We start from the raw sequence: 12,946 nt of genomic DNA on the forward strand, positions 1-12,946 counted from the left end.
TACTGACGCGAAAAGACAACTACTATTAAAAACAAGTAGTTGTCTTATTCACTGACTAGGCTCATTCCGTTTAAGCTTCTTGCTGTACTAGAGCTTTCAAGTCTTTATCGAATCGATATACGCGGCCGGGCATCAAAGAGACTTGCACTTCCTGCTCACCGAATCTTACGACCGTTTCACCTGCAGAGAAAGCTTGAATCGTTACTTCAGTCAGCACGCCATTTTCCCACGAGACGTCAACCTCTACATTTCCTTTGGCACGCAGTCCTTTGTATGACCCTTTGTTCCAGACAGCCGGAAGCGCTGGAAGTAAGTGAATTTCGCCCGGCTGGCTTTGAAGGAGTAGATCCGCTACCGCCGCAGTTCCGCCATAATTGCCGTCGATGACAAAAATATTCGTCTCCGCTCCGGCTACACCCGCCTTGGAATAGGTCAGCATATTATCGAAGCACAGCTCTCCAATTAAATGAGTGATATGCTTTAGCGCACGATCTCCTTCGTACAATCTGGAGAAGCCGGTGGCGAACAGTACAGCTGTAAATTCAATATCCTCCAGCTCATCGGTCTGCATCCGGCCAATCAACGTTTGCTTAGCGGCAGCACTCAGCTCCGGCGTCTTCCGCGGCGTAATTTGATTGCTCGGGTATAAGCCAAATAGATGAGCAAGGTGGCGATGCTCCGGCTGCGCCTCCTCATAATCCTCGAGCCATTCCTGCAGCTGTCCTTTTTTTCCGATCATGAGAGGCGGCATCAGCAATAACGCTTGCTCCAGCTTCTCTTGGAACTCAGAATCCATTTGCAGCAGCTTCGCCGACTCTAGGCAAAAGGTGAACAAATCCCATATCAGCTGCTGGTCCATCGTCGAGCCCATCGACAGCTGCTGAGCTTCATCCTTGCTGCCGCTCGGATAAAAGCTGTTCTCAGGCGAATTGGACGGTCCGGTTACGAGCCAGCCATAAGTAGGGTGCACAGTCATATAATCGAGGAAAAAGACCGCCGATTCCTTCATAACGGGATACGCCTGCTTCATTAGGAAATCGCGGTCAAGCCCATACTCATAATGCTCCTTCAAATGCATCGCAATCCATAATCCGCCTGTTACATTCAGTCCCCAGCCCGTCTCCCAGCCCGGAGCCGAGAAGCCCCAAGCATTCGAGAACACATGCGCCACCCAGCCCTCGCTTCCGTAGAAATCCTGAGCCGCTTGCCTGCCTGCGACAGATAAACGTTCAATATAATTCATCAAAGGTACATGGCATTCCGCCAAATTGCTTATTTCCGTCGGGTAATAGTTCATTTCCGTGTTGATATCCAAGTGGTAGTCGCAGCTCCAAGCCATGCGATTCGCTTCGCCATCGTTCCACACGCCTTGCAAATGCAGCGGCAGCGGCGAATCCTCGCGCGAGCCTGCAATCGTTAGATAACGGCCGTATTGGAAAAATAAAGCGACTAAATCCGGATCATCATACTGCCCGTTCCGAAGCTGCTTCATCCGCTCGTCTGTTGGTAGCTTCGCACTCGCCGTATCGCCTAAATCAAGGGTCACACGAGCGTACAAATCGCGATAATCTACAATATGATCCGCTCTTAGGCGCTCATAACCTTTGGCAATAGCATCGTTAATTTGCGCATGGCATTCCGAAGCCCAATTCTCATCTGTCCTGCCATAATCCGTATTCACCGCAAAATATATAAACGCCTCATCCGCTTGCGATACCTTGATTTCATTACCAGTGGTTTCGATAATGCCGCCCACGGCAACGACCTTAACCATACCCTCGCAAAACACACCACATTTTCCGTTGCTGTGCACATCTTCCGTCGCTTGGCCGCGGAATCCAATTGCATCGTCATCCGCAGCTGTCGTTGCAAAATCTCCGGTTCTTCCTTGAATGCTCAGCGAGAAGGATATTGCCCCTTTTAACTCACTCTTTATGCGTGATACAACAATACCATCGGCATGCGTTGCGAACGTTTCACGTGTTATTTTGCCGCCTGAGCTTGTATAGGAAGTTTGCACAATTGCCTTTTCCAAGCTTAACTCACGTACAAGATCTTCCCCTTGCTGCTCGAAGCGCAAATTGATATCGCACACAGATAGGTTTGTGCCAAAGTTTTGCTTATTCGGCTGCAGCCCTTGCTTAGCAAGCCGGTCTCCCTCGCTATAATTGCCCTTGAAAAACTGCTCTCTCATCTGCTCCAGATTGGCTTTCGGGTTTCCATTTCCTTGAATGCGCTCCACTTGACCCGACCAGTAAGTAATTTCTGTCATGTTCCATGTTTCGCTTTCTATTCCACCGTGAATGACCGCGCCTATTCTTCCATTCCCTATCGGCAGTCCTTGCTTCCAATCCGTTGCTGGCCCTGAATACCAAAGCTTTGAATGATTCATGCAGTCCCCATCCTTTAGTTATAAGATTCGTGTAACAATTGAATTGTCAATTTCCCTGCTATCTATCGAATACGGAATTCATTAAAATATTTAGGAATGATTTCAGTGGAAGCGCCCGGCAGCTCCGGCAGCACATATTGTCCATTCTTGACGGTTGCCGGTTCAACAAAGATCGTTCTGATCCAAGGGATATACTCAAGCATCATTGCCCCCGGCGTAGCCGCCACCAAATGCTGGTGAATTTGTCCCATATCGCCGACATGCGGGCAGATTGGTATGTCGTACGAAGCGGCCAGCCCCGCGACCTGCAGCCACTCCGTAATACCCGCTACCCGCGTAACATCAACCTGACAATATTCGATAGCGCCTTGATGAATATAATCACGGAACGCATATTTCGAGTACACATGCTCACCGAGTGCAATCGGAACATTTAGTGCATCCGCCAGCTTCTTATGACCTAGAATATCATCAGGATTAAGCGGCTCCTCCAGCCAAAATAAATCAAATTCCTCCAGCTTCTTGCCCCAGGTCATCGCCGTATTAATATTCCATTGCTGATTAACGTCGATCATAAAGATCACCTGATCGCCAATCGCTTTGCGCACCGCCTTCACTCGGTCATAATCTTCATGTGGATCGGACTTGCCAACCTTAATCTTCACCCCCGTAAACCCCTGCTCAACAATGTCCGTGACATCCTTCAGCAAACGCTCCTTCGACCAGTTCAACCAGCCGCCGTTCGTGTTATAGGCTTTAATGCCTTTTGATTTATGTCCGCCAAGGTACTGCCATAACGGCTTGTTGGACGCCTTCGACATAATGTCCCATAACGCAATATCCACAGCAGCAAGCGCCATATGCGTAATGCCTGCCCGTCCGATCCAGTGCATTTTGCCATACCGCAGCGTCTCCCAAATCTCTTTTACCATAAAAGGGTCCTTGCCGATCAACTCCGGAGCGTAATAACGTTCAATCGTGTCGACGATCATATCATCGCCATGGGCGCAGGTTCCTGTGTAGCCGTATCCGACGTAACCTTCATCTGTAAAGATCCGAACGCCTGACAGTCCCCAATGCGTCGCCACATTAATCGCATCCGTTATTGGCGGGTCGATGGGCACATGAAGAACGAATGTTTCAACTTTTGTAATTTTCATCGTTTGTACTTCCTTCCTTTTGTTTAATAGCCTAGCGAAGCTCCACCCTCAACCGGAAGAGCTACACCCGTAACAAAAGCCGCTTGCTGGGAAGCCAAATACAGTACCGACTGCGCAATCTCCTCCGAGGTTGCCGATCGGCCAAGCGGATGCATCGCATTCAGCGCATCCAGCGCTGCTGCTTGATCAGGCTGCTGTCTGAGCCAATCTTCCAATAAAGGCGTCATCACACCGGCCGGACACACACAGTTGACTCTTACACCATCCGCTGCAAAATCGAGCGCCAATGACTTCGTCAGCGCAATAACGGCACCTTTGGAAGCAGCATAAATCGGATTATTCCGCTGCCCGATAAGACCGTTCAGCGAAGCCATATTCACAATCGTGCCTTTGGTCTGCCGCAATAGCGGAATCGCATGCTTGATCATCAGATACACGCCCTTCACATTTACCGCAAGAACATGGTCAAATGACTGCTCATCGATTTCCTCAAGCGGCTTTGGCAAAATAACCGCCGCATTGTTATACAGAACATCGAGCTTGCCGAATGTCTGAACCGTTTCTTTCATAAGCGCTTCAACCGCACTCTCATGCGATACATCCGTCTGAACTGCCCGTGCACTTATATATGGAAGCCCTTTCAAAAATCCTTGTTGTTTATTGATTTCATCAGCCACGCGCTGCCCTTCATGCTCATTCCAATCCGCTATGACGACTTGTGCGCCTTCTGCCGCGAACAACCGTGCGCTTTCCTCGCCGATACCAGAACCGCCGCCGGTTATAAGCACAACCTTATCTTTAAATCTCAAAGGCATTCCTCCATATACACGCAATCGTTAATGTAGCTAAAGAAAAGATTTATGTTGTTAATTGATCCACATCAGCTATTGCTGTTCATTCCCTAATATTTTTGTTATTGTATCATCTATACAGGAACGTGTATTTGATCAGACATCCATTAAGTTGACAATTCATCCGCTAAATTTTATATGAATATACCAAAGAAAAGGGTGTTCGCTTGAAGAAGCTGAACGAGATCACGCCTCATGTCGGAGATTCCATGTATTACCTTTATGATGGCAGCTCCAATGAGAAGCTGCGCATTTGCAGCGTTTATGCCTTTCATTTATTTACTGATGGTCCCGGAGAAATGGAGATTGACGGCAAGAAATACCCCATCAACAATCGAACGCTGATCTTTCTTAGGCCAGAGCAGCCTCACGCCTTCCATATTTCATCCGACCATCCGCTGTCCTCCTACAATTTGTATTGTGATCTCTGGAATCAGAGTGATCCCGTCTCTGCCAATCGAACGTTCATCTACGCCCCGGAGCCGTTCGAGCTGAATACCGTCGCCCCTTCCATGGCATGTGATGAACTCGACACCCTGCCATGCGTATTTTCCTTGCAGCCTTATCCAGAGCTGTATGATTCCTTCTTAATGCTCGCTAAGCTGTATAACGATACGCAATTTTACCGAACAGAGATGATGAACAGCTTGCTCTATGCTTGGATTCTGAACTGGTACAATACGATTCATACGCACCAGCCTACCGATTATCGCATCGTCCGCTTGCTCACGCATCTAAACGCTCATCCTGAGAAACGCGAGTCCGTCGAGACATGGTGGGAATTTTGCGGGCTGAAGCGAACCTACTTTCATGCTTTGTTTTTACGAGAAACCGGACTCACGCCTAAAGCCTACCATCACAAGCTGCTCATGAGACGCGCTTCCCATCTCTTGCTCGAAAGCGAGTTGAGCGTTACCGCCATTGCCGAGAAGCTTGGTTATGCCTCTATCCATCCATTTACACGCCATTTCAGTGCCTTCTATGGCACCAGTCCAAAACATTACCGTATGCAGCCTCAGTCAGAGAAATGACCACCCCAGTGTGCAGCAACGAAAAAAGCTGTAAGCACGTATATGTGCTTCTTACGCCAATTCGACGTGCGCGGAACAATGAAAAATGGCTGTAAGCACACATTTGCGCTTACAGCCTCAAAATAGCCTATGTAGCTCGTCCGTAAGCACACATAYGTGCTTMTTRCGCCAATTCGACGTGYGCGSAACAATGAAAAATGGCTGTAAGCRCAYATTTGCGCTTACAGCCTCAAAATAGCCTATGTRGCTCGTCCGTAAGCACACATACGTGCTTATTACACCAATTCGACGTGCGCGGAACATTGAAAAAGGCTGCTCCTCCTCCTATTTGAAGGCGGTTAACAACGACTTCGCTTCCTCATGTTCTGGCTCCATCGCCAAAACTTGATGCGCATATTGCAATGCTGCTGGCTCTTCGCCCTCTTCATAGCAGCAAATCGCCAGCTTGTAGAGTGCATCCACAGTCGTCTTGCCAGCCTCCATCGAACGCTCCAAATATAGCCTCGCATCCGCATACAGCTCCAGCTCATAAAGCAGACTTCCGCATGCCAAAGCCAAATGGTGCTGTTCATTCATCGGATAATAGCCCGCCCACATCATTTGCATGCCTTGCCGAAGATCATCGGCTTCTTCGTCGCTGCTATCTGGCAGCAGCGAGTGTATGCGCTCAGCGCTTTGAATGAACAATTGCGCATCGTAGCGGCTCAGTCGCCAGAAAGCTAAAATGGCGTACATCTCTAGCGATTCCAAATGCTCGTCAAACCATAGCTTCAAGCTAAAGAAATCATCCGGTCCAAAACGTTCGACAAAACGACGATAAGCTAAGCGTGTGTTCGCATAGGTCGCTGGCTTCTCCAGCATGATGATGCAGCCGACATTCAAATTTTTATAATGATGGTTAGTAAAATAGGACAATGCGCCTTTTTGTTCAAAAACATGCTGTATCGCATGATAATTGGCCGTGAGCGAAAAGCTGCCGTGATGAATCAGTTCGGGCGGCTCAGCAAATGCCCAGTTCTCCATTCGGTGATCGCCTTTATCGGCTGTAAGCAGTACAAATCCCGCTTGTGATAACCGTCCAAGCCGTTCAAGACAATCCATCCCAATCTCCGGGAAGAGGATATGCGAATCCTCAAGCTGCTGCTTATACAGCTCGATCACATTCCGATAGGGGTACGATTGCTCTTCATACTCGGCTGCCCTTCGGTAATGATACTCGGGCTCTATGCTCACCAGCATGTCCGATACATCTATGCCATTCTCCTCAGCAGCAGGTACCGCAAAGGACACCTTACATTCAAAAATATGACCTTCATCCACATAAATGAGCTCTTGCGGAATGCTGTCAAAAAAATAATTGGCAACAAGCAGCAGCGGCTCCTTCAGGCCTGCCTGCTTTATCGTGACACCCGATTCCGTCAGTTGAAGCTCTGTATCACGTACCGCGTCAAACTTAGCGAAATCGAGTATGCCTTGCTGGACAAATGGCTGTAAGCGTTCATGCTGCTGCCAATAGTCAATATTTTTGACTGGCAAATCACTCATGATGTAACGAAACGGCGGAAGCTCCATACCAGCAAAATCTATCAGCTCACATAATGCCGTCAGCACTTGATAGGCTAGTCGACCCGAGCCTGCTCCAAGCTCAAGGATCGTAATCGGTTCCTCCGATATGCCACCTAACCTTGCTCTATCCTGTAAAAATCCAAATATGATCTCCGCATAAGCAGACGCGATCACAGGATTGTTCGTAATGTACTGCGGCACTTCATCATTTTGCCACGCCTCGATGCCCTGCTCTTCAAAATAAGCGCGCTGCAGCTCCCAAATAGGTGCTTCGCTAAATCGATAAATCGGCTGATCGCTATTATTCATTCTTTTAAACCTACTTTGCTTAATGTAATAAAAGAATTAAACTGGCCTTACCCAAATATCCTAGGTCAAATCCATCAGCTTTAAACCTAGCATCTGTATGCAGCCTTGTCTACTCTTGCCTTAATGAACCAACGAAAAGGTTTCACCTGCCATACGCAAAAAAGGAGACGCGCCTGCAGGCTCGTCTCCTATTTCTGACTATATTAGACGATTTAAAATACCTTCGTCGTCCAAGATTCACAGTTCCATGTATCGGTTACAACATCGCGGTAAAATTCTGGTTCGTGAGAGATAAGCAAAATGCTTCCTTTGTACGCCTTAAGCGCACGTTTCAGCTCATCCTTCGCATCGACATCCAAGTGATTGGTTGGCTCATCCAGTACTAACAGGTTTGTTTCGCTGTTGATCAGCTTGCAAAGGCGAACCTTCGCCTTCTCGCCGCCGCTAAGCACCGCAATTTTGCTTTCAATATGCTTGGTCGTCAGCCCGCATTTCGCGAGTGCCGCACGTACTTCGAATTGGGAGAGTGAAGGGAACTCCTTCCACACTTCCTCAATACACGTATTGTAGTTTGCATCCTTAATTTCCTGTTGGAAATATCCGATTTGCTGATGCTCCCCGCGTTGTACCGTACCCGATATAGCTGGAATTTCGCCTAAAATACTGCGAAGCAGCGTCGTTTTACCAATACCGTTCGCCCCTACGAGAGCAATCTTCTGACCGCGTTCCATACGAAGATCAAGCGGTCTCGACAACGGACTGTCATATCCGATAACAAGCTCCTTCGTCTCGAATATGAGCTTGCCGGAGGTTCTTCCGTCCTTGAAGTTGAACTGCGGCTTCGGCTTTTCCTTCGCAATTTCAATGACATCCATCTTATCGAGCTTCTTCTGTCTCGACATCGCCATGTTCCGCGTCGCTACGCTCGCTTTGTTGCGTGCTACGAAGTCCTTCAGATCAGCTATTTCCTGCTGCTGACGCTTATATGCCGATTCAAGCTGCTGCTTTTTCATTTCATGAACCTGTTGGAAGTATTCATAGTCGCCAACATAGCGGTTCAGCTCTTGATTCTCCATATGATAAATGAGGTTAATTACACTGTTAAGGAACGGAATATCATGTGAAATGAGAATAAATGCATTCTCGTACTCTTGCAAGTAACGCTTCAGCCATTCGATATGCTGCTCATCGAGATAGTTCGTCGGCTCATCGAGAAGCAGAATGTCCGGCTTCTCCAGCAGCAGCTTCGCTAGAAGCACCTTCGTCCGCTGCCCTCCGCTCAAATCATTAACGTCCTTATCAAGACCAATATCCGTAAGGCCAAGACCACGAGCCGTTTCGTCAATTTTCGCATCGATCAAATAGAAATCCTGATTCGTCAGCGTATCCTGAATCGTTCCAACATCCTCAAGCATTTGCTCGAGTTCCTCTGGCGTTACATCGCCCATTCTGCCGTACATATCGTTCATTTCTTGTTCCATATCGAGCAGGTACTGAAAAGCTCCCTTCAGCACGTCCCGCATCGTCATTCCTTTGCTGAGAACCGCATGCTGATCGAGATAACCTACGCGCATGCGCTTCGACCATTCAACCTTGCCGTCGTCAGGCTGCAGCTTACCTGTAATAATGTTCATAAAAGTGGACTTGCCCTCGCCGTTAGCGCCGATCAGTCCAATATGCTCGCCTTTAAGCAGGCGGAAGGATACGTCGTTGAAGATCGCGCGATCTCCAAAGCCGTGGCTTAGTCGTTCTACGTTTAATATGCTCATGAATGACACCTTTTCTTTTGGAATATTATCGTTTTATTATAAACGTTATAGGCCCTACAACTCAATGTGGGATTAAATTGTTCATGAACTTCGACACGATTCGATAATTTTGATATAATTAACATGAAATTTTTAACATATTTCGGGTTAGGCGGTGCCATCATGAGTTGTCAAAATTGTGAGCTTGTCCCCCCTATTCAAGACCAAGGTAAGATAAAACTCGTTACCCCGCAGAAATCCGAACAGATACAATACACATCCAAAGAACAGCTTTTGGAGTATTTGAACAAGCTGTTGCAGCAATTGAGTCCGGAGGAGCAATCAGCTGTTCAAATCGAATTTGGGAACGTAGGAGAGACAAGCTCTGCTTTGACTCCCAATCGTCTCCCTCTCAACCTATTTGCCGCACGCATTCATCACCATCACCTCGTCCATATGATAGCTGATAATCATTTTACAAGTTTTATGCAGCCCATTATGGATATCGATAGCCAAAACATTTTCGCCTATGAGTTTCTCATGCGCCCTGCCGAAGGGCAACCTGCCTTCCAACCTTATGAACTCTTTCAGGTTGCACAGCAAACTGGCCTGCATTCTTTTCTTGATCGCTCTGCTCGTATTTCAGCAATTCAAGTCAGTGCCATGCACCTCAAAAAGGGAACAAAACGGTTCATAAACTTTTTGCCTTCATCCATTTATAATCCTAATTATTGCTTAAGTCATACCTTTGAGGCGATTGAGCAATATGAGCAGGACCCGCAGGATTTTGTTTTTGAAGTCGTAGAAACGGAAAAGATTTCGGATGTGTTGCATTTAAAAAACATTTTTAATGTATACAAAGAGCACGGTATTCAAGTTGCACTGGATGATGTTGGATCTGGATTTTCTACGTTAGACGTTTTGGAAGAGCTCAAGCCCCATTTTGTAAAAATAGATCGTGAATTGGTAAGCCACTGCGATAGCAACGATAAGAAACAGAAGCTCATTGCAGACATCGTGCGAAGTGCGAGATCGTTTGGTGCTACGGTTTTAGCAGAAGGAGTGGAACGGAAAGAAGAGCTCGATTTCTGTAAAACGCAGCAGATCACTCTTGCTCAGGGTTATTTAATAGGCAAGCCTGCCCCGCTGCCATTATCTAATCAACCAATTTTGATTTAATTAACTTCATCTGAACCCATCTTTGCCACGGTATCCTCCATGTGATTATCGTGGCCTTTTTTTATACATGTTCAACACATTCCCTCTTTCTCTTAAACTCCAATAATCAAATGCAGCTCTCCAAAGCGCAGTTCGCGATTGACAATAGCAAGGCAAGTGGTTAATATTGTCGYATAAAACTATTATAGTTTTTTTAGTTTTATCAAGTCTAAAAGTTTTCTCTCAGGGGGTCTGTTCTTGATAGATCGAATTATGAAAGCATTTATCGAAGAGATTCATGATAAAGGAATCAAATTTACAATGGACGATTTGGCCTCTCGGCTAGGGATTAGCAAACGGACATTGTACGAGCATTTCCCTTCTAAAGTAAGTATTTTGGAAGCACTCATTGCGCAAACTTTAGGTGAATTCGATGAGAAAACAGCTCTGATCACGCAAGACGCAAGCTTATCCATTATTGAGAAAATCAGAGGTATTGTAACCCTTCTAACAAAACATTATGAATTATATGATATACGGATATTGGAGCAAATGAAGCGCTACTACCCAGAGCAATGGAAAAAAATTGATGATGCGCTGACCGATGACTGGGATGCATTGCGCAGCGTCATTGAACAAGGCATTCACGAAGGTATAATAGTTAACAAAAATATATCTGTCATTATGAAGCTAATGATCGACGCAGCAAACTCAACACTCGATCAACGCTTTTATCAAAAAAATGATATTACGCTTTCCGAAGCTTTATCCACCATTGTCGATATTATTCTATTTGGACTAGTGCCTAGAGCTGCAAAGGGAGAATAAAAGCCAACGCTTTTATTCTTTTTTTAAACAGCTAGAAAACTATAAAAACAAAAATAGTTTCATGAGTATTGAAATTTACTGTAAAAGAAAGCGAGTGAACAGAATGAGTCTTCATTTTTGTGAAGTATCAACAGAAAACTGGCGCGCTGTAGCCGCATTATTGGTGTCCAAGGAGCAGCAATCATTTATTGAAAGCAACGCCTTTTCTTTAGCCGAATGTTTATTTGAGAAAAACGCAACTTCGCTTGCATTATATGATGGCGAAACTTTAGTCGGCTATGCGATGTACGGCTGGCAAAACAACGTGAACAAGAGTGTGTGGCTTGACCGCTTTATGATTGATTACCGATTCCAAGGAAACGGATATGCCAAGCGGTTTATTCCTATACTACTCGAATATTTTCAGCAATTATTTGAAATCAGAACCATTTATTTGAGCCTCCATCAACATAATTCGCGTGCTCAACAGCTTTATGAACATTTTGGATTCCGCTTAAACGGTGAGATTGATGCAGAAGGGCCGGTTGTCGGAATGGTCATGGAATTAAATTTATAGAAACATAATAGGTGAAACCATATGAAAACATTATTTAGTAATCGTGTTTATTTATTAGTTACCGCTTCTGATTTATTGCAAAATATAGGTACATGGATACGTAACATTGCTTTGCTCTTTTTTGTATTGGAAAAATCAAATAATGACCCGGTCGCTGTGTCGATGCTGACGGTTATCGAATATTTTCCTATCTTTGCTGTTGCCCTTGTAGGCGGGGCGCTCGTTGATCGGTGGAATCCCAAAAAAACGATGATTATAGCTGACTTATTAAGTATCGTATCTATTTTGCTCATCATTGGCGTTTTGGATCTAGGCTTCTGGCCAGCTATTTATATCGCCACTTTCGTATCCACTATTATTACACAGTTCTCTCAGCCATCATCCATTAAGCTCATTAAACGTTTTGTCGAACCGCAGCATGTTGGAGCAGCAGTTGGTTTAACGCAAAGCATGAACTCGATTTTCATGATTGTTGGGCCTGTCATCGGTACCGCTATTTACGTTAATTTTGGACTTAAGGTATCCTTATACAGCTTATTGATCCTATTCGCCCTTTCTGCCTCCTTCCTTTCGTTTCTTCCTAAACAGACCCGTGAAGAGAAAAAAGAAAACAGCTCTGTTCTGAAAGAAATTAAAGAGGGCATGATCTACCTCCGTCAAAATAGAATATTGGTTGTTATAGCCGTATGGTTTGCTATTGATGGTCTGTCTTGGGGACTTATTCAACCACTCGATGTATTTATATTGACGGAAAGGCTGCAATTACCGAAAGAGAATTTGCAATGGTTTAGTATGTTATACGGAGTCGGGATGTTAGCTGGGGGATTAATAGCTGCTTCTATTGGCAATCGTTTTGAAACTCGGAAAATATTTACCGTTGTTATTATTGTAACGGCGACGGGAGTGCTCGTTCAGGCGCTTTCCACTTACGTTTGGTTAACCGCATCATTCCATCTGCTGGTCGGTTTATTTTATACCGTGCTGCAAGTACTGCTGAATATGCTATTTATCAAATCCGTACAGGATGAATACGTTGGCCGGGTTAACGGTGTGATGGTTCCTGTATTTATCGGATTTATGTTAATCGGTACGTTTTGCTCAGGGTTTCTGAAAGAAGCGACCTCTTTAATTTTTGTGTACGGGACTTCCAGCTTCGTACTGCTGCTGACGCTGCCTATCATCGCTAGAATAAAGCCAAAGCATTTGAGCAAAATGAAGCACTAGCCGTGAGCTAGGTATTAAATCAAAGAAAACACCCAACTATTCTCGCGAAAAAGCGAACTCGCAAGTTAGATGGGAGATTAGATTAAATCGCTATGATTAACCTTTTTTTATGGCTTTTAATAA

General features: G+C 45.6%; 10 protein-coding genes. 5 read left to right on the forward strand and 5 right to left on the reverse strand.

Annotated elements, in window-relative coordinates; all coding sequences use genetic code 11:
- Positions 1-70: 70 nt before the first annotated feature.
- The 3 genes from AB4Z50_RS31335 to AB4Z50_RS31345 form a co-directional block, all read right to left on the reverse strand.
- On the reverse strand, positions 71-2,392 hold the full coding sequence (locus tag AB4Z50_RS31335) for a glycoside hydrolase family 95 protein (protein WP_441885512.1): 2,322 nt from the start codon (positions 2,390-2,392) through the stop codon (positions 71-73).
- A 62-nt stretch (positions 2,393-2,454) separates the two neighbouring features.
- The gene (locus AB4Z50_RS31340; RefSeq protein ID WP_441885514.1) at positions 2,455-3,552 is read right to left on the reverse strand and encodes a mandelate racemase/muconate lactonizing enzyme family protein; all 1,098 of its coding nucleotides are present in this window, start codon (positions 3,550-3,552) and stop codon (positions 2,455-2,457) included.
- Between the two features lie 23 nt (positions 3,553-3,575).
- The gene (locus tag AB4Z50_RS31345; RefSeq protein ID WP_441885516.1) at positions 3,576-4,361 is read right to left on the reverse strand and encodes an SDR family NAD(P)-dependent oxidoreductase; all 786 of its coding nucleotides are present in this window, start codon (positions 4,359-4,361) and stop codon (positions 3,576-3,578) included.
- Positions 4,362-4,570: 209 nt separating this feature from the next.
- Between AB4Z50_RS31345 and AB4Z50_RS31350 the strand changes: the two genes are divergently transcribed.
- Positions 4,571-5,434 (forward strand): helix-turn-helix domain-containing protein, encoded by an 864-nt coding sequence (locus AB4Z50_RS31350; RefSeq protein WP_441885518.1) that lies wholly within the window; start codon positions 4,571-4,573, stop codon positions 5,432-5,434.
- Positions 5,435-5,758: 324 nt separating this feature from the next.
- Here AB4Z50_RS31350 and AB4Z50_RS31355 read toward each other — a convergent pair whose 3' ends face one another.
- Positions 5,759-7,309, reverse strand: coding sequence for an SAM-dependent methyltransferase (locus tag AB4Z50_RS31355; RefSeq protein WP_441885520.1), 1,551 nt, complete (start codon positions 7,307-7,309; stop codon positions 5,759-5,761).
- A gap of 212 nt (positions 7,310-7,521) precedes the next feature.
- Positions 7,522-9,078: an ABC-F family ATP-binding cassette domain-containing protein gene (locus AB4Z50_RS31360; RefSeq protein WP_441885522.1), complete on the reverse strand. Its 1,557-nt coding sequence runs from the start codon at positions 9,076-9,078 to the stop codon at positions 7,522-7,524.
- Between the two features lie 123 nt (positions 9,079-9,201).
- Between AB4Z50_RS31360 and AB4Z50_RS31365 the strand changes: the two genes are divergently transcribed.
- The 4 genes from AB4Z50_RS31365 (at position 9,202) to AB4Z50_RS31380 (ending at position 12,823) form a co-directional block, all read left to right on the forward strand.
- The gene (locus AB4Z50_RS31365; RefSeq protein ID WP_441885524.1) at positions 9,202-10,236 is read left to right on the forward strand and encodes an EAL domain-containing protein; all 1,035 of its coding nucleotides are present in this window, start codon (positions 9,202-9,204) and stop codon (positions 10,234-10,236) included.
- Between the two features lie 252 nt (positions 10,237-10,488).
- Positions 10,489-11,043, forward strand: a complete 555-nt coding sequence (locus AB4Z50_RS31370; RefSeq protein ID WP_441885577.1) for a TetR/AcrR family transcriptional regulator — start codon at positions 10,489-10,491, stop codon at positions 11,041-11,043.
- A 103-nt stretch (positions 11,044-11,146) separates the two neighbouring features.
- Positions 11,147-11,599 carry a GNAT family N-acetyltransferase gene (locus AB4Z50_RS31375; protein WP_441885526.1) on the forward strand — a complete coding sequence of 151 codons (453 nt, stop codon included), beginning with the start codon at positions 11,147-11,149 and terminating at the stop codon, positions 11,597-11,599.
- Between the two features lie 21 nt (positions 11,600-11,620).
- Positions 11,621-12,823 (forward strand): MFS transporter, encoded by a 1,203-nt coding sequence (locus AB4Z50_RS31380; protein WP_441885528.1) that lies wholly within the window; start codon positions 11,621-11,623, stop codon positions 12,821-12,823.
- Positions 12,824-12,946: the final 123 nt, after the last annotated feature.

This window comes from Paenibacillus sp. 2TAB26, assembly GCF_052115145.1.
Lineage (GTDB): Bacteria > Bacillota > Bacilli > Paenibacillales > Paenibacillaceae > Pristimantibacillus.